The organism is Pseudoalteromonas arctica A 37-1-2 (assembly GCF_000238395.3).
GTDB classification, from domain to species: domain Bacteria; phylum Pseudomonadota; class Gammaproteobacteria; order Enterobacterales; family Alteromonadaceae; genus Pseudoalteromonas; species Pseudoalteromonas arctica.
The window spans coordinates 1,030,425-1,049,152 of record NZ_CP011025.1 but is presented as its reverse complement, the minus strand read 5'-3'; the positions used below and the strand labels follow the sequence as shown (position 1 = coordinate 1,049,152).

The window sequence follows — 18,728 nt, the reverse complement described above, 5'->3', positions numbered from 1 at the left end:
ATAGGAGGCGTTGCTAACACAAGTGTGGCTTGTGTTCTAGCTTGAGCGCTTATACCCGTTGTATCTGCTACTTTATTAATTGCTTTGGCTGCATCTGCTGCAGAGGAACCCACATTGATTGTTACATCAACCTCTTTGCCAGCACGGCCTGTAAGAGTATACTTTTGTGCAGCAGTAATATCGTGTAAGACTGCCGTCAGGTCTGCTCCTGCTGTTGATGCTGCGCCAAAGCCCGTTGAATCACTTTGCAAATTCATTTGGTTTGAACCAATGTCCTCTGCCGCTACACTTGTAAGTGACAGGTTGATAGTTTCATTCGCATTAGCACCCACTTGAAATGCTTTACTACCAAAACCACCATTAAGTAACTGCTGACCACCAAACGAAGTGGTATCTGCAATACGTGTCAACTCAGACTGTAAAGCTGATACTTCCTTTTGCAATGAAGCACGCGCATCTGCTGAGTTTGAGCCATTCGCTGATTGCAGTGCTAGCTCACGCATACGTTGTAAAATACTTGTAGACTCTTGCATCGCACCTTCAGCAGTTTGTGCCATAGAAATACCATCATTAGCGTTACGCTGTGCTACACCTAGGCCGTTTATTTGCGATGTTAAACGGTTTGAAATTTGTAGGCCTGCCGCATCATCTTTTGCGCTGTTGATACGCATACCTGATGATAAACGTTCCATAGAAGTTGCTAAGTCAGAACCTGATTGAGATAAGTTACGTTGCGCGTTTAGTGAAGATACATTTGTGTTTACTGAAATCATAATAAAACTCCTGATTACTTTCGTAATGTTGCTATTTTAATTTAACCAAGAGCTGTCACAAATGTATGCTCAGCTCCGTACTGATTAAGTTAACGGCAGGAGATAAATTATCTTTAGAAGTATTTTAAAAATAAATTAGTTTATTTGTTTAAAAACATCTAACCCACTGTTCTAAAATACAATTATATTAAATGAATTTAAAATACGGTCGCGGATTCAAATCTGAAGTGCATAACGTTTAGGCGGCTTTAGCCGCCAAGTGATCCTGCATCAATTTTGCAGGCGTTTCAAATCCAAGTGTCTTCCTCGGACGATTATTAAGTTGCTCAAGTACGGGTATAACTTGTGCTGGTGTTACCGCCTTAAAATCTGTGCTCTTCGGCCAATACTGACGTAGTAATCCATTCGTGTTTTCATTCAATCCGCGCTCCCATGAGTGATAAGGGTGAGCAAAATAAACAGGTACACTTAAAGCCTCTGTGATTTGCTCGTGATAAGCGAACTCTTTTCCATTGTCAGCTGTGATGCTATGAAGCGCTGACCTATATGGCCTTAATAGTTCTATCGTCGCCGCAGTGACGGCTTCCGCTGTTTTTCCTGCCACCTGAGTTGATACAGTGAATTGGGTAACCCGCTCTACAATGGTAACAAGGGCGCCTCGATGACCTTTGCCTATGACGGTATCTATTTCCCAATCTCCGATACGGCCTTTCTCATCAACTATTTGTGGGCGCTCTTCAATGCTAACGCGATTTTTTATCTTCCCAGATATACAGATAAATGCATTCATGGCTGACAGACCGTTCACTTTCTTTGCGTAACCATCCCGTTATTTGTTCAGGACTCCACTTCTCATTAAGCTTCTGGGTAATTAAAGCTATCATTTCAGGTGTCATCTTAAGCGGTTTTCTTACACTTCTTCGGCGAAACAAAGCCCGCTCATGAGCTTGTTTGTGTCTGTAACCTCGCTTACCTGTATTTCTAGAAAGCTCTCTTGAAATCGTAGATTGCGATAAATTAGTTAGCTCAGCAATACTTTGTTGCGTAAAACCGCTTTTCTTTAGAACGGCGATCTGGCATCTTTGCGCATAGGTCAGTTGTTTGTAATGTCTCATTGTAAAATCTCTTGCCGGAGAAAAAGCAGTTAGCTTATGAGCAACTGACCACTTAATCTAGCCAAAACAAGTTATGCACTTACAATTTGAATCTAGGGGTTTAAATATCATGCTTTTAGTTGATTTATAACAACCTAAAACAAAAAACGCACTTAATTTGAAGTGCGTTTATAAAGCCTCTTATTCGTTACACTAATAATTAACCACCTAACAAGCTAATTGCTGCTTGTGGTATTTGGTTTGCTTGTGAAAGTATTGACGTACCGGCTTGTTGTAATATTTGATTTTTAGTCATTTGTGCAGTTTCTGTAGCAAAATCTGTGTCTTGGATACGGCTACGAGATGCAGATACATTTTCATGGATATTTGCAAGATTGCTAATTGTATGACTAAATCTATTTTGGGCTGCACCTAAATCAGCACGTTGGTCATCTATCATCGCTATTGCATTATCTATAATAGCTAAGGCATCTTGAGAACCTGCTTGTGTAGCAATATCAATTGTATCAACAGAAATAACTGAACTTGTGTCTACATCAGTACCAGCAGCTAATAAAGCACTATCTGCTTGTGCGGTAAACGTTGTCGCTGAGTTAAGCTGAACTGCGCCATAAATACGTGCAGTATCATCAGTTGAACCATCACCACTTGTCAATGTTATGGCACCTGCGGGAGCATCAGTTCCATCATAACCTTGGGTTGTGATGGCTAATGTCGTAGGAGCGTCTGTAGTAGCATGCCCCGTATGGTTTTTTGCATTGAAATTTTCAATATTAATATCTTTGCCAGTGTCACTGGTAATTATAAGCTCATCGTTTTCAATTTTTGCAGCAACTCCATGATCTGCGGTACCCGCATTAATTGCTTGTGCCATAGCATCTCTATCTAATGACGCATCCGCTTGGCTGTCAAAACTTACCGCTTTACCGTTTAAATCGAAAGTGTAGCTACCGAAGTTAGTAGGATCACCTGGATCAACGATAGGAGGCGTTGCTAACACAAGTGTGGCTTGTGTTCTAGCTTGAGCGCTTATACCCGTTGTATCTGCTACTTTATTAATTGCTTTGGCTGCATCTGCTGCAGAGGAACCCACATTGATTGTTACATCAACCTCTTTGCCAGCACGGCCTGTAAGAGTATACTTTTGTGCAGCAGTAATATCGTGTAAGACTGCCGTCAGGTCTGCTCCTGCTGTTGATGCTGCGCCAAAGCCCGTTGAATCACTTTGCAAATTCATTTGGTTTGAACCAATGTCCTCTGCCGCTACACTTGTAAGTGACAGGTTGATAGTTTCATTCGCATTAGCACCCACTTGAAATGCTTTACTACCAAAACCACCATTAAGTAACTGCTGACCACCAAACGAAGTTGTTTCGGCAATACGAGTAAGTTCTGATTGTAATGCAGAGACTTCTTTTTGTAATGCAGCTCTTGCGTCAGCAGAATTGGAGCCATTGGCAGACTGCAAGGCAAGTTCTCGCATACGCTGTAGTATATTAGTCGATTCTTGCATAGCGCCTTCTGCGGTTTGCGCCATTGAAATACCATCGTTAGCATTTCGCTGTGCAACGGCTAAGCCATTTATCTGCGATGTTAATCTGTTTGAAATTTGTAGGCCTGCGGCATCATCTTTTGCGCTATTGATACGCATACCTGATGATAAACGCTCCATTGAAGTTGCTAAGCCTTCGCCTGATTTAGTTAAGTTACGTTGTGCGTTTAGTGACGACACATTAGTATTTACTGTTAATGCCATTTTACCATCTCCTAGGTTTAAACAGAGTGTGGTTCAACACGATTTAACAGGAACCACTGTTCGATAATTTCTTACAATAAGAAAAGCATTTACTGTGCCAACTTTAAAATATTTTTAACTTGTTGTTTTAAAGGGTAAAAACATGGACTGCTGAATTATAAATAATTAGTGAAGTTATTTAGAAGGGGGTGACATTTTTTTGCCGCGGTTTTGTAGCCAATTTTTGCCGCGATTTTGTAGATAGTTATTGCCGCTTTAAAGTAGCTAAAGCGGCAAGCTATTTCTGCTTATAATCTGCTTATAATCTGCTTATAATCTGCTTATAAGTAATCGAATAATGAAAGGTTAGTTAAACGCCCAAAAGTTGCTTGCGATGCTTGCAGTGCCGTTTCTTGTTTGGTTAGTTCGCTAATAGCTTCTGCCATATCAACTTCAACTAAGTTAGAGCGATTACTTTTATTTTGAATATCGAGCGCTAAGTTTGAATCGCTTACTCTTTCAAGTGCGTTCATACGTCCACCTAAACTTGCTTGCGTAAACACAACTTGTTCGCTGGCATTTTGTAATTGAACCAAGCCATCGGCTAACACTTCTTGAAAATCATCACCTTCAAGTGTGCCATCATTTAAACCTGTAATAAGTGATTGCAATGTATTAAGTACGTTTTCTTTATATGGTTTTTCAAGTCTAAAATCGAGTTGCCCTGGAGCATTACCCTCAAATTGAATTTTCATACCTGCAAATTCAATTGTATCATCTGTAAATTCACCAGTTTGAGGCGGGGTAAGCGACACGCCATCTTGTAAAATTTCATATGTATCTGGATCGTTTGTTGTTGCACCAGCGGTTGTGACTACACTAAAAGTATTTGCTGTAGGTGAAACTGGAGTCGTTGGATCAGCATTGTATTGAGCTTGATGGAACTTATCGAACTCGGCTTGGCCATCAACATAAACAGTGCCTTTAGTAATATTATTTGTAGGTGTTGTTGTTGGTATTTCTGCTTTATTATCGAGTACATTTAATCTGGCATCTGTTTTTTCAAACGTATCAAAGCCGTTATCACTCGCTTTAATTGATACACCTTCAGCTATTGTAATTTGGTGCTGACCTTGGTCGCCTTTATAGCTATATTCACCCACTGCAGAATCAAACTGATAAGGCTGCGTGCTGTCTTGGTAACCTGAAAATATAAATTTTCCATCTTCTGATCGGGTGTTCATTAAGTTAGCTAACGTTTGTTGAATGCCACTAAGCTCTGATGCAAACGTTTTTAAATCGTCTTTAGTGTACACACCATTACCAGCTTGAATAGTGAGCTCTTGCGCTTGTTGAATATTGCTATTGATGCTTTGTAATACGCTTTCTTCAGTTTCAAGGCGGCCATTTAGCTGGTTAATATTTTTAGTGTATTGCTCATTCGTTTGTATTTTATTTGAATACAGCATAGCTTGCGAAATAGCAGCTGGCGCTTCTGAGGTGGTTAAATACTTTTCACCGGTTGTTACTCGCTCTTGAGCGCTGGCAACACCTTGTTGGTTGTCGAGTATTTTATTTATGTTGTTTTGGTACATTAAATTATTTGATAAACGCATAATTACCTCGCCGCATTTAATAAGGTGTCAAAAATTTCTTGAGCTGCTGCTAGAACTTGTGCTGATGCTGAATATGATTGTTGAAAACGCAGTAAATTTGCGGCCTCTTCATCAAGGTTTACACCCGATAGTGATTCATACCATGCCTCAGACTGCTCTGCTAATGCATTAAACGCACTACCGCTTGTGATTGCTTGGCCAGTTATAACACCTATATCACTCACTAATCCTGAATAAGCTTGGTTAAACGTTTTATGGTTGTCGGCCGTTGCTGTTGTTTCTACATTTAAACGGACTAACTCGCCATTCTGTAAGTCAGCTAATTTTAAACCATTACGGTTATCGTCAAAGCCGCCTTCGTTAAACTCAAGTGTAAAGGTGTCGCCTGTTGCTGGTGTGCCTTCTATATCAAAGTCAAAACCATATGAATCATAAGGGGCACCAAGACCTGCTAAAACGTTTTTACCTGGGGGCGCTATAGTTACTGCCACATCAGTGCCACTACCATCGCTAATTAAATAATCATTGGTACCTGTAGCTTTAACAATTTTAATATCACCATTAGCAAGTACTGGTGGATTAACTGGTATAGGCGGTGTAGTGAGAGGTGTTTCTAAAGTAAATCCACCTGAAATAACGCTACTAACTGTACCCACTGAAATAGTTGCAGTACCGGTATTATCTATACTGTTAGCTGTACGAATAGGCGATGCTAGTGCTAAATCTTCTGCGCGCCCTGTTGCAAGTGTAATACTTGAAGCGGCATCTGAATTAAGCTTTATTTGAAACTGATCTCCCACGTTACCTGTTTTGGTTGTATCTATATTTAATTGTAGTCCGAAGGAGTCTTTTACCGTTGCTAACACTTCTGGTGTTGTAGCTGTTGCCGCTTGATAAGGGACTGCATTTCGAATATCGTCTGCATTTATGATCCCATCAGCTGGGATATCTGCAACTGATGGATCACCTAGCGGCTCGCCTTTATTATCTACTGGTTGAATAGAAACCGATGTCGCACTGGTATAAGTAATAATAAAGTCACTAGCAGGAAGTTCACTGCCTTTACCGGGCTCTACAGTTGCAGTCATACCAGCATCACCAGTATTCGCTTGATACGCATAAGCGCCAACGGTAGGAATATTAAAAATATTACCCCCTAGCTGGCCCGTTGCATCCATACCCAATTTGTTTTGTTCGTTAAATGCATCAGCTATCGCTAAACCCATTTGACCAATTTGGTTCTGCGCAGGGACTAATATGTCATCTCTAAAAGCAAGTAAGCCGCCAATTTTTCCTTTAAGTTTACTTACATCGACTTCAAGCGGCACAGCTTTGCCACCATTAACGTCAAGCGTGAATTCTTTAAAATTAGGATCAGGATCCCCTGTCATAGAAAATAAGTTAAATGCGCCATTTTGCATAACAACCGCTTCGCCTGTGCCCATAAAAACGAGTTTTTCGCCATTTGGACCATCAAGCGTTTCAATGTCGATTAGCTCTGATAAGTCGCGTATTGCTTTATCGCGCTCATTGTAGGTTGAGCTTGCATCAGCTTCATTACGAGTGCCATTTACTGCTGCAATATTTTGATTTAGCGTGCTAATACTTTGGATGAGTGAATTGGCTTCATCTGAAAAAATTTCGAGCTGCTCGTTCACTACACTTTTTTGATCAAGCACGATGCCTGAAAGCCTATCCATTTGATCAATTAAGCTTTGCGCGTCGGTCATTACTAATGAGCGAGCAACGGTAGATGACGGTTGATTTAGCGCTTCTTGCACGTTATTAAATAAAGAGTTAATGCCAGTCGATAGATTATTCGACTCTTCAGAAAAAATAGTATCAACTCTATTTGCCTCAGTAACAAATTGATCGAAAAACGATTTATTAGAGGTGTCACGATTTAGCTGTGACTGAGCAAACTCATTTAGTAATCGGTATGTTTCACCTCGCCCCACTTGGTTATCAACCATAGTGGTAAATTCAGTACGCTCACGTACGTAACCCACGGTATTTACATTGGCGATATTTTTACTTGTCGTTTGCAGTAGCTCCGAGCTTGCTCTAACCCCAGAACTGGCAATGTTTAATAAATTAAACGACATGTTACTCTACTCCTTGGCGGATCACGTTTGCCGCAATGTCTTTTAGCTGGCTGCTATTGAGCACATTTTTTATTTTGCTGGCGTAATTTGGATCGGTTGCATAACCTGCTTTTTGTAATGAATCTAAAAAGTCATTTGGTTTTGCTGTATTTTGTAATGCTTCTTGGTAGCGTGGGTTTTGCGTTAAAAAATCAACGAAGTCGTTCACGCTATCTTTAATTGAATCGTAGGCTCTAAAGCTGGCTTGTTTTTTAACGGGTGTGCCTTGTTCAAACTCAAGCGTTACTTTGCTTGCTTTATCGCCTTCCCAGCTTTTATCTGACTTAATATTAAATAAGTTATTTGAGCTGCCACCGTCACTTTTATTAATAATGTGTTTACCCCAACCGGTTTCAAGTGCCGCTTGTGCAACCATTACTGCAGGGTTTAAACCAATTTTTTGCGCTGCAGTTTTAGCGTGTTCCCACACTGAACTTACAAACTCTTCTGCATTTTTAAAGGTTGGGCTATCGGCTTTAGGCTCTGCAGTATCGACTTTAGGCTCAGCAATATCGGCTTTAGTACTCTTAACGATAAGATCGGGTTGCTTATTTTTTTGCTCATGAGGAAGAGCGGATCCGACTTGGGTATCGCTAAAAATATCGTTGGTTGTTCTAAGCACCGAGCCTGGCATAAAGTTTTTAGACTCAGGCGATAACTGCTGAACAATTAAATCGGCAAGGCCTAACGAGCCATTTGATGAAAGCTCTGTAGAAAGTTGCTGATCGTGCATTTCTTCAAAAAACTTTACGCCACTTGAATTAAATGGACTGTCTTTGTCTTCAAATGCTTCGTTAGCTTTGCGCATTCCTTTGAGCAACATCTGCGTAAAAATAGCTTCAAATTGTGCGGCCGCTTTTTTGAGCGCAGCTTTAGAGGCATCAGTTGATGCATCGCCACTCGTTAAGGCTTCTTTACGAAGTGAATCTAAGTTGCCTAAATCAAAAAAGTTTTGTTTATCGAGGTGATTAGTTTCCATCGGCTTTTTGACACAAAATGAATAATGTAGTTAAAAATGCAAAAATTGAGCCACTACCGATAAAACGAGGAAGATAAAAATAATAAACTTAAGTTGCTGTAAATAAAAAGCCCTAGCTTCAAAAATATAGGGCTTAAATAATACGTTATTTATTGGCTTGGGTTATTTATATAACAACTAACTGTCCGTTAATTGCGCCAGCTTCTTTTAGTGCTTCTAAAATAGCCATTAAGTCACCAGGCGCTGCGCCTACTTCGTTAATTGCGCGAACTAAATCGTCAAGGCTTACACCTGGATTAAATACAAAGGCGCGCGAGTCATCTTGGTTTACATCAATAATACTTTGCTGCGTGACAACTGTATCACCGTTTGCTAGCGGATTTGGTTGTGACACATTTTGTTGTTCTGCAATTGTTACTGTTAAGCCACCATGAGTTATAGCCGCAGGCTGAAGCTTAACGTTTTTGCCAATGACAATTGTACCGGTGCGCGAGTTAACTATAATTTTAGCGGCCATGTCAGCTGGTTTAAATTCTAAGTTTTCGAGTGTTGATAAGTACGAAACACGCTGGGATGCATCGCGTGGTGCTATAACACGAATAGAAACAGAATCTATTGCTTGTGCGCTATTTGGGCCAACTAAGTCATTAATTGTTTTTTCTAGGCGTTTTGCCGTTGTAAAGTCTGGGCGGTTTAGGTTGAAGGTAATATAATCGCCTTGCATAAATGGGCTTTCTACGGTGCGTTCAACTGTTGCGCCATTTGGTATGCGACCAACTGTAGGCGTGTTAATTACAACCTTACTACCATCAAGACCTTGTGCGCCTAAGCCACCGACAATTAAGCTACCTTGTGCAATTGCATACACGTTACCGTCTACACCCTTTAAAAAAGTTTGTAGTAAAGTACCACCACGTAAACTGCCTGCACTACCAATAGAAGAAACCGTAATATCTATTCTTTGCCCAGGTTTTCTAAATGCGGGTAATTCTGCATGTACAGCAACAGCGGCAACATTTTTAATTTTAGGACTTTGAGTTGAAGGTAGCGTAATACCAAAGCTGTTTAACATGCCTTTAAAGCTTTGTTGTGTATATCTGTTTTGTTCACCTGTTCCTGGTAAGCCAACCACTAAGCCATAGCCCACTAATTGGTTAGAGCGTACGCCTTCAACCATAGACACATCTTTTATGCGCTCGGCACTGGCAGTAAACTGCCAACCTAATAACACAACTAAACATAAAGCTTTAAGGCTATTCATGTTGTTACCCTCTAAAATGGAAACAGCGAACTGCTAAAGAAACGTGTAAGCCAACCAGGACTTTGCGCTTCTTGCGTTTGCCCTTTACCTGAGTATTGAATACGTGCATTAGCAATACGATTTGATTCAACTGTATTGTCGGCGCTTACGTCTTGAGGGCGTACTAGCCCTTCTAAACGAATAAACTCTTCGCCGGTATTAAGCGTTAGCCATTTTTCGCCGCGTATAACTAAGTTACCATTAGGTAAAACGCGCATTACATTAACCGAAATATCGCCCACCAAGCTGTTTGACTGGTTTGATTTTGAATCGCCCGTAAACGACGAATCACTACCAATACCAAACTGAATACTATCGCCACCTATATTTACAGGTAGACCACCTAAGCCAATCACTGGGTCTAAGCTTGCATCGGTTTCTTTGTCTGTTTCTGTTTTAGCGGCTTTTGTTGCTTGAGTAGACTCTTGCAATTTAACCGTAATTATATCGCCAGTACGTAGCGCTTTTTTATCAGAATATAAGTCGTTTGATGTATGAGTATTAAATAATGAACCTGTGGCTACCAGCGGCTCTAAAATAGGCTCGGGGTACATAGGTGCGTAGTAAGGGTCGTCCTGCACTACTTCACTATTTTGCGTAGACATACAGCCACTTAAAAATAATGTGCCCGCTGTAAATAAAATAATATTACGCATAATTCCCCCTACTCTATTAAAGCTGTTGATTGATATAACTCATCATTTCGTCAACGGCCGAAATTACTTTTGAGTTCATTTCGTAAATACGCTGAGTTTCGATTAGATTTACGAGCTCTTCAGTTACATTTACGTTTGAAGTTTCGAGTGAGCCTTGAATAATGCTACCTAACCCTTCAACACCAGGATTACCTTGTACCGGCGCACCACTTACAGCGGTTTCGGTATAAAGGTTTTGACCAATTGGCTCAAGACCCGATGGATTAATAAAATCACTAATAGTCAGCTGACCAATTACCACGTTATCGGCTTGGCCTGCAACACGCACAGATACTTCACCATCTTGCGAAACCGTAATTGATTGCGCGTCATCAGGTACATTCATTTCTGGCTGAATAACGTAACCAGCGCCCGATGTTACAATTCGACCATCGCCATCGGTAGTAAACTGGCCGTTGCGCGAGTAAGCAATATTGCCATCGGGTTGCAGTACTTCAAAAAAGCCTTCGCCAGAAATCATCCAATCTAGTGAGTTTTCGGTGGTTAGCATGTTGCCTTGCGTAAACTCTTTTTGGTTAGCTACAACTTTAGCACCCGCACCTAACATTAAGCCCGACGGCATTTCGGTATCTTGCGATGAACGACCACCTGGTTGATTAATATTTTGATAAAGTAAATCTTCAAATATAGCGCGGCTTTTTTTGTAACCTACGGTACTCGCATTCGCTAAATTATTTGAGATAACCGATATATCGGTTTGTTGAGCGTCTAGCCCAGTTTTACTGATCCACAATGCTGGATTCATAATCGTGTCCTCATTTTAAAGTTAAACTATGCGTAATAACTGATCTTGACGCTCGTCAATTTCTTCAGCTGTTTTCATTAATTTCACTTGTAATTCAAATTGGCGCTGGTGGCTTATCATGTCGACCATTTCGTGAACGGGATTTACGTTAGACATTTCAAGCGAACCACTTAAAACTTTTACATTGGCAGAGGTATCTACTGTTACATTGGCTTTTGGCCTAAATAAACCATCGTTACCTTTTTCGAGCTGTGAGCTATTTGCTTCAACCACTCTAAGCGTATCTACTTCTTCTAAAAAGTTAGCCGGTGCGCCTTGTGGTCGAACTTGAATAGCGCCATCTTGACTAAACCCTATTTTTTCGACTGGGACGGGTAAAATAACAGGGCCGCCTTCGCCAATTACTTGACGACCACCGCTCGTTACTAACATGCCTTGCGCAGTAATATTGAGCGTACCTACTTTGGTATAAGCTTCGTTACCTGAGGCATCTTGCACGGCAAGCCAAGCGTTATCACTCATCGCGATATCTAAGTCTCGCCCGGTTTGAACAATGCCACCCGATACCATGTTAGAACCCGGACGCTCTTGCATTGCAAATACACGTGTAGGCAAACCTTCGCCAAACGCTTGCATAGAACGCGCCTGTGCAAAGTCGGCTTTAAAACCTGTTGTATTTGCATTCGCCAAATTATTGGCTTTAAGCGCAAGCCCCTGCAGGCTTTGCTTAGCGCCAGAGGCCGCAATGTAGACCATTTTGTCCATAGTATCGACTCACATAAAAAATCTATGAACTTACAAATGCAAAATAGGTGCCAGATTAAATTTGACGCAACATTGAGAGGTATTTAGAAGGGCTTACGAAGAGGACTTATAAAAAAGGCTGCAAAAATGCAGCCTAATATATTCAATTGAGTGTAACTTATCGAATCTGCAAAATACTTTGCTGAATAGTTGAGTTAACTTCAAGCGCACGTGAGTTTGCTTGGTAATTACGCTGTGCTGTAATTAAGTCTACAAGCTCATTTGTTAGGTTAGTATTTGATTGCTCAAGTGCAGATGAGTTAATTCCACCAAATGTACCAGACCCAGCTTCACCCGCTACAGGCTCACCTGAATCAATGCTTTGCTTCCAACTTGTATCACCTACTTGCGACAAACCTTGTGAATTAGGAAAACGTACCATAGCTACTTGGCCTAGGAATGTTGAGTCACCATTACTGTAAGAAGCAACAATTTTTCCGTCTGTGCCTATATCAATTCCGGCTAAACGGCCTACCGTTGAGCCATCTTGATCGAGTGCTTTTACTTCAAAACCACTTGAATACTGAGTTGGAACACGTCCTGCAGTATTATTTTCATCGCGCCAATTAAGTTCAATACCAGTACTTGGGAAAGTTGCACCATTGTCTAGTAATGTTGATAAGCCAGTACCAAGACCCGCTGGTAGTGATATTTCATCAAAAGTAGTTGCATTGGCATTTAGATTGCTATCTGTTGTTGATGGTAAACCGCTTGAGTTAAAACCAAGAGTTGTAAGTTCCTGATAAGGCGTCGTTGTTTGTTCTTCACCGTCCTTGCCAACTACTTTGCCATCGAGTGTTGCGTATACATCCCAGCTATTTTCAGCACCAGTTGCCGATGCAGGATCCTGTTTCGCGAAAAAGTATTGTAAAATGTGCGGTTCACCTAGTGAGTCATACACCGTTGTTGACGTAGATGAGTTATAAGTACCACTAGATGCTGGATCAAAATCTAAACCTGTTGGATCAGCTGTTGCATCTAAGTTAAACGACAAAAATACATTTTCTGTTGCACGAGGAGAACCAGACGAATCAGGGATTTGAATTGGATCAGTTGTGCTCAAACTTACCGACGTTGTATCACCTGTAGATGAATCAACTGGAAATGCTTGTAAAAAGTTACCTTTAGCGTCAACCATAAAGTTATCTTGATTAAGCTTAAATGCACCTGCACGTGTATATGTTAAATCTTGCGAAGATAAATCGTCAGTCATCGCAAAATAACCTTCACCCGTAATAGCTAAATCAAGTGAGTTGTTTGTAAATTGCAGTGAGCCTTGATGAAATTGCTGTGCAACCATGGTTGTTTGTACACCATCACCATTTTTAGTCTTACCAGAGCTAAATACTGACGATGCGTAAACATCAGCAAACTCTGCGCGTGACTCTTTAAAACCCGTTGTATTAACGTTTGCAATATTATTTGCTGTTACGTCTAAATCTTTTTGTGCGGCAGCTAGGCCGGTTAATGCAATATTGAAGCTCATAATTCACCTCTAACCTGTTAATATTTAGCCTGCTGACAGGCGAAGTATAATTAAAATTTATTACGCGATTTCTGCGACATCTGTCAGCCTAACCGCACCTTCTTTAGTATTAATAATAATGCCGCTTGAGCCATTAATATTAACGCTTTCAATGTTCTTAAATGTAGCAATGGGCAAGCTTGAAAATTCGCCGTCAGTACTTCCTTCGGCGGTTACTGAGTATTCACCTTCTGGTAAACGCTCACCGGCTTCGTTTTTTCCATCCCATGCAAAACGGACCGCGCCTGCGGATTGAGAGCCCATATCAATAGTCCTCACAAGCTGGCCTGATGCGTCTGTCACTTTAATTTTTAAGTTGTCAACGGCTTCTTCTGCCACTGCAGAGCCTCTGGCATCACCCGTTTCATTTAAATCAAGAGTATTTGACTCAAGTAAAGCTTGCTTGCCAACAAGTGTTGATGCTTGCAGGGCTGAGTTTGATGTCATCGAAGTCGCTAAGTTATCAAAGTTTGAATTCAAATCACTAATACCTTGCGCCATGGTAAAGCTGGTCATTTGCGCAATCATTTGGTCGTTATCCGCAGGGTTACTGGGATCCTGATACGACAGTTGCTGTGTTAATAAGGAGAAAAAATCTTCCTGTGTTAACGCATCACTTTCACCATCGCTGGTCGCTACTTGCTTTTCTTGCCAGCGTATAGAGTCTAAATAGGATGAAGATGTACTAATATCGTTACTCATAACCTACCCTCGGTTACCGCTGCCCTAGCAACAGTGTTTTACTTAGCATTTGCTTTGCTGCATCAGCAACTTGCACGTTTGTTTGGTAAGAACGAGAGGCAGAAATCATATTTGCCATCTCCTCTACAACATTAACGTTGGGTTTATAGATATAGCCATTTTCATCCGCACTTGGATGGTTTGGGTTATATTCAATTTGTAATGGTGCATCGCTTTCAACAATGCCCAAAACTTTAACACCAACGGCGGAGCCCTGTTGATTACTTGCTGATGCTGAAGCTTTTGTTAGCTCAGCCGCAAATACAGGTTGGCGCGCTCGGTACGTTTTGTCTTGAGATGAACTAATGGTATTAGCATTAGAAATATTACTAGCTGTAGTATTTAAGCGAACGTTTTGTGCGCTCATACCCGAACCTGCAATATCAAAAACATTATATAAACTCATAATTTTTATCCTTGACTACCGAGAGCTTTATTCAGACCTTTGAATCTGCCGCTTAAAAATTGCAAGCTGGCCTGATACTCCATAGCATTCTGTGTATACAAGTTTCGTTCCACTTGTATATCAACCGAGTTACCATCGCCCGTATCTGATTGATTTGGCAAGCGAAATGATTCAGAACTACCCATACTATGAGTACCTCCACCAATGTGTTTATCGTTAGTTCTTACCATGGTATTGCCGCTTTGCTGGGTTGACCTTGCCGCTTTTAATGCCGAGGCAAAGTCTATATCTTTTGCTTTATAGCCAGGCGTATCAGCGTTAGCTATATTAGTTGCAATTAATTCTGCTCGCTGTGAACGGATCAACATGGCTTGCGGATGCACACCTAATGCTTTATCAAAACTGATAGCCATAACCTTCTCCAAAAAATTGACTTACCCATGAATAAAGCAAAAAATAAGCCATTTATAATAAGGAAAGTTATATTTTTATAAGGCCATGTATCTAAATAGAAAAACGACGCTGAGTGCGTCGTTTTAAGGAAAGGAATTAGCTTAATTATTTCTTTTGGTAAATAATACCGGGGTTGCATCTAACCATATCGAACTCAGTACTTAAGCCAGTCAAGGACTCTGACGCACCTAAAAACAAGTACCCTTTTGGATTTAACGCTTGTGCAAACTGATTAATAATTTTAGCTTTTATTTCAGGTGCAAAGTAAATAAGTACATTGCGGCAAAAAATAATATCAAATTTGCCCATTAACGCGTACGAATCAAGCAAATTTAAATGCCTAAAACTAACTTGTTTTTTTATTGTATCGTTTACTTGTGCCATACCGTTGCCGCTATCTTTAAAAAACTTTTTACGGCGTTCTGCCGATAAGCCTCTGGCAAGTGCAAGCGCGTCGTATTCTGCATTTTTACACATATCGAGCATGGTATTAGATATATCTGTACCAATAATTTGCGCTCCCATACGTAGCACGCCAGGTTGCTTAGCTTGAAACTCGGCAACCGACATAGCAATCGAGTAGGGTTCTTGCCCTGATGAGCTGGCAGCAGACCAAATTTTTAATGGTCTTCTTAACTCTTTAAATTCAGGGAATAATTTATTTTGAAGTAATTCAAATGGGTATTGATCTCTAAACCATAACGTTTCGTTTGTGGTCATTGCATCAACAACAGCGGCTCTTAATTGCCGCTCATGAAGGCCAAGTGTTTTACTTACTAATTGTGATAAAGATTCCACATTAAATCGAGCCATGAGTGGAGCAAGTCGACTTTTAACTAAGTATTGCTTGTTTTCACCTAAAACAATACCGCATTGCTGCTCTAAAAACGAACGAAACTGGTCGTATTCACTTTGCTGCAAATCTTTATTATTCAAATCAATAACACCTATTTTTATTGGTCACTATGAACCCATTTTTTAACCGCTGTTGCTAACTCATCAGGGTTAAATTTGGCGATAAAGTCGTCAGCACCTACTTTTTCTATCATTGCTTGGTTAAACACACCACTCAATGATGTATGTAAAATAACATGTAATGGTGCAAGCTTAGGATCTGCTTTTATTTCAGCTGTTAATGTATAACCGTCCATTTCTGGCATTTCAACATCAGAAATAAGTAATGCAACTCGCTCAGTAATATCGTTTTTGCAATCAAGTTCTGCTATTTCTTTAAGCCTAATTAAAGCTTCTTTACCATTTTTAGCAAGCTCCGTTTGCACGCCTAGCGGTTCTAGGGCACGTTTAACTTGATTACGCGCAACAGCTGAGTCGTCTGCAATAAATACGATACGCTCGCCTAAGTCTTTTTGAATGTCGCCACTTTGTGCAACTTCAGCACTTACTTCTGTATTTACTGGGCAAATTTCATTAAGTATTTTTTCTACGTCTAAAATTTCTACTAATTCATTTTCGATTTCGGTCACGGCTGTTAAATATGAATAACGCCCGGCACCTGATGGTGGTGGCATTATTTTTTCCCAATTCATATTTACAATACGCTCAACCCCGCCCACTAAAAAGCCTTGAACCGAGCGGTTGTACTCAGCAATAATGATAAAACTGTCTTTAATATTTTCTATTGGGCGCCCGCCTACAGCCATCGACAGGTCGATTACTGAGATAGTTTGACCACGAATATGAGCAACACCACGAATATAAGCATTCGATTTTGGCATGCTTGTAAGTGGAGGACATTGCAATACTTCCCTCACTTTAAATACATTAATGCCAAAACGCTGACGCCCTCTGAGCTTAAATAAAAGTAATTCTAGGCGGTTCTGCCCAACCAACTGCGTGCGTTGGTTTACTGAGTCTAAAATGCCTGCCATTCAAATCTCCTAAAGAAAACAAATAATGCGGAACGATAATTGCTACCTATTAATAAAGCTACATAACATCGCGGGAGCGTCTACTTTTTGACGCAAAATATTTATACCCTGTTTGAAACCATAAGCATAGTCGAAACATTATGAGTTTGTTAAAAAAAGTCAGAAGATACAGTGTTTTTTATTTTGTTGCTAGCCTCTGCTTTGCATTACCTTTGCATTACCTTTGCAGGCCAAAGTATTTAGCAAAGATTTATTACAAGAGATGGCTGTTGCTTATATAACTGAGCAGATTGGTATATTAAAAAATACTAATATGCAATTAAGTGCACTGCCTTTAGACAGTCGTATCCCCGATCGTATTTGTAATTCTGACCTTGAATTATCAACTTCCGATGAACCACCATTTAACCGCCAAGTAACTTTACAAGCTAAATGTAATGATGCTCAAACATGGGCTCAATATGTCCATGTAAGAGTTGTTGAAATGGCGCCTGTTGTTGTAGCAATTGCTAACTTAGCTCGTGGTGAGGTAATAACTAAATCGCATTTAAGTGTTGAAATGAAACCAACTCACTTTGTAAGAGTGCAATATTTAGATGACCCCACAATTTTAATAGGTAGCAGAAGTAAACGAAATATTAGAAGCGGGATGCCCGTTTTACTAAACCAAATTTGTATGGTTTGTAAGGGGGATTCTGTTAATATTTACGCAAACCTCAGAGGCCTTAGAATTAAAACAACAGGTATTGCATTAGAAGACGGTACTTTGGGCGATCAAATACAAATTAAAAACAAAAAGTCAGGTAAAATTTTAAATGCGCGAGTAGATGGTGTAGAGTCTGTTCAAGTAAATATTTAATTTAGATTTATACTAAAGTATCCTACGTATATGCCGATAACTTGGCATAAGTTGGGTAATATACAGGTTTATTATTATGGTTAGTCAAGTTAATGGTAGTAATCAACAAGCTAATGCACTTACAAATGCAAAGCAACAACAAGTTGATTTAAAAAAAGATAATGCAAATACACAAGCGACGCAGACTCCTTCGCCTAAGGCTGCAAGTGATTCTGTAAGTTTAACGCCGCAAGCGCAGCAATTAAAAACGCTTCAAGATAAAGCACAGCAATCACCTGGCTTTGACAGCGATAAAGTTGCTGAGCTAAAAAAAGCAATAACTGAAGGTAAATACCAAGTGGACAGTGAAAAGCTTGCTAAAAACTTAGCTGATTTTGAGTTTAACGTGTATGGCTGATCATAATAGTTTAATTAGCGTAAAGCTAAACCAACAAGTAAGTTGTTTAGACTCTTTACACACGCTATTAAACGATGAGCTTACTGCTATTGCCTCACGACGTGGTGCTGGTTTAAAAGAAATTGCCCAACAAAAAATGTCTTTTTTAACTAAGTTAAGCACCCTTGATAAAGAGCTAAGTAAGCTAATTGCTAGTAACGACTCACAAAATTCTGAAATATCTGAGCTAATAAGCCAAGTTAAAACCCAACTGGCTCAATGCCAAAAACAAAATAATGTTAATGCTCATGCTGCTCGCCAAGCGCAGTTAAGTGTTAAACAGCTCAAAGAGATTTTAATTGGTGCTCCAACAAGTATGACTTACGACCAAGCAGGTAAATCTGTAAATACCGAGAGTAAATTGGTTCGTAATTTAAAAGCGTAAGCCCAAAATTTTACATTAAAAAAGCCTTATTGATTTATCAATAAGGCTTTTTTAATGTCCTTTGTTCTTAAATTTCGTTATAAATAATATCCATTTGCTTAATAATG

At 40.1% G+C, this 18,728-nt stretch carries 17 protein-coding genes and 2 pseudogenes; 3 read left to right on the top strand and 16 right to left on the bottom strand.

Annotation, left to right across the window (positions count from 1 at the left end):
• Positions 1–23 precede the first annotated feature (23 nt).
• The 16 genes and pseudogenes from PARC_RS21985 to PARC_RS04565 form a co-directional block, all read right to left on the bottom strand.
• Positions 24–773, bottom strand: a pseudogene (locus PARC_RS21985) (flagellin N-terminal helical domain-containing protein); the annotation flags it as partial.
• A 238-nt stretch (positions 774–1,011) separates the two neighbouring features.
• Positions 1,012–1,888, bottom strand: a pseudogene (locus PARC_RS22035) (IS30 family transposase).
• A 199-nt stretch (positions 1,889–2,087) separates the two neighbouring features.
• The gene (locus PARC_RS04630) at positions 2,088–3,644 is read right to left on the bottom strand and encodes a flagellin (protein WP_096058050.1); all 1,557 of its coding nucleotides are present in this window, start codon (positions 3,642–3,644) and stop codon (positions 2,088–2,090) included.
• Between the two features lie 320 nt (positions 3,645–3,964).
• Positions 3,965–5,239, bottom strand: coding sequence for a flagellar hook-associated protein FlgL (gene flgL / locus PARC_RS04625; protein WP_010553255.1), 1,275 nt, complete (start codon positions 5,237–5,239; stop codon positions 3,965–3,967).
• 2 nt (positions 5,240–5,241) lie between these two features.
• Positions 5,242–7,344 (bottom strand): flagellar hook-associated protein FlgK, encoded by a 2,103-nt coding sequence (flgK, locus tag PARC_RS04620; protein ID WP_010553254.1) that lies wholly within the window; start codon positions 7,342–7,344, stop codon positions 5,242–5,244.
• Position 7,345: 1 nt separating this feature from the next.
• Positions 7,346–8,362: a flagellar assembly peptidoglycan hydrolase FlgJ gene (flgJ, locus tag PARC_RS04615; RefSeq protein WP_010553253.1), complete on the bottom strand. Its 1,017-nt coding sequence runs from the start codon at positions 8,360–8,362 to the stop codon at positions 7,346–7,348.
• 166 nt (positions 8,363–8,528) lie between these two features.
• Positions 8,529–9,623, bottom strand: a complete 1,095-nt coding sequence (locus PARC_RS04610; RefSeq protein ID WP_010553252.1) for a flagellar basal body P-ring protein FlgI — start codon at positions 9,621–9,623, stop codon at positions 8,529–8,531.
• A gap of 11 nt (positions 9,624–9,634) precedes the next feature.
• A complete protein-coding gene (gene flgH / locus PARC_RS04605; RefSeq protein ID WP_010553251.1) occupies positions 9,635–10,318 on the bottom strand; it encodes a flagellar basal body L-ring protein FlgH in 684 nt (227 codons plus the stop codon).
• Between the two features lie 16 nt (positions 10,319–10,334).
• On the bottom strand, positions 10,335–11,123 hold the full coding sequence (gene flgG, locus PARC_RS04600) for a flagellar basal-body rod protein FlgG (RefSeq protein ID WP_002959420.1): 789 nt from the start codon (positions 11,121–11,123) through the stop codon (positions 10,335–10,337).
• Positions 11,124–11,144: 21 nt separating this feature from the next.
• Positions 11,145–11,888: a flagellar basal body rod protein FlgF gene (locus tag PARC_RS04595; protein WP_010553250.1), complete on the bottom strand. Its 744-nt coding sequence runs from the start codon at positions 11,886–11,888 to the stop codon at positions 11,145–11,147.
• A gap of 157 nt (positions 11,889–12,045) precedes the next feature.
• Positions 12,046–13,413 (bottom strand): flagellar hook protein FlgE, encoded by a 1,368-nt coding sequence (gene flgE / locus PARC_RS04590; RefSeq protein ID WP_010553249.1) that lies wholly within the window; start codon positions 13,411–13,413, stop codon positions 12,046–12,048.
• Positions 13,414–13,473: 60 nt separating this feature from the next.
• Positions 13,474–14,154, bottom strand: a complete 681-nt coding sequence (locus PARC_RS04585) for a flagellar hook assembly protein FlgD (RefSeq protein WP_010553248.1) — start codon at positions 14,152–14,154, stop codon at positions 13,474–13,476.
• Between the two features lie 13 nt (positions 14,155–14,167).
• Complete coding sequence (gene flgC / locus PARC_RS04580; RefSeq protein WP_010553247.1) at positions 14,168–14,599, bottom strand: flagellar basal body rod protein FlgC; 432 nt, start codon at positions 14,597–14,599, stop codon at positions 14,168–14,170.
• Positions 14,600–14,604: 5 nt separating this feature from the next.
• A complete protein-coding gene (gene flgB / locus PARC_RS04575) occupies positions 14,605–15,012 on the bottom strand; it encodes a flagellar basal body rod protein FlgB (protein WP_010553246.1) in 408 nt (135 codons plus the stop codon).
• A gap of 145 nt (positions 15,013–15,157) precedes the next feature.
• Positions 15,158–15,988 (bottom strand): CheR family methyltransferase, encoded by an 831-nt coding sequence (locus PARC_RS04570; protein ID WP_010553245.1) that lies wholly within the window; start codon positions 15,986–15,988, stop codon positions 15,158–15,160.
• Between the two features lie 17 nt (positions 15,989–16,005).
• Positions 16,006–16,941 (bottom strand): chemotaxis protein CheV, encoded by a 936-nt coding sequence (locus PARC_RS04565; protein WP_010553244.1) that lies wholly within the window; start codon positions 16,939–16,941, stop codon positions 16,006–16,008.
• A gap of 223 nt (positions 16,942–17,164) precedes the next feature.
• Here PARC_RS04565 and flgA point away from each other — a divergent pair, with 223 nt between their 5' ends.
• From flgA to flgN, 3 genes are all read left to right on the top strand, one after another.
• On the top strand, positions 17,165–17,800 hold the full coding sequence (flgA, locus tag PARC_RS04560) for a flagellar basal body P-ring formation chaperone FlgA (protein ID WP_021032011.1): 636 nt from the start codon (positions 17,165–17,167) through the stop codon (positions 17,798–17,800).
• A gap of 76 nt (positions 17,801–17,876) precedes the next feature.
• Positions 17,877–18,197, top strand: coding sequence for a flagellar biosynthesis anti-sigma factor FlgM (flgM, locus tag PARC_RS04555; protein WP_010553242.1), 321 nt, complete (start codon positions 17,877–17,879; stop codon positions 18,195–18,197).
• Entirely contained in the window at positions 18,190–18,621 is a 432-nt protein-coding gene (flgN, locus tag PARC_RS04550; RefSeq protein WP_010553241.1) for a flagellar protein FlgN, read from the top strand. The genes flgM and flgN overlap by 8 nt, the downstream gene beginning before the upstream one ends.
• Positions 18,622–18,728 lie beyond the last annotated feature (107 nt).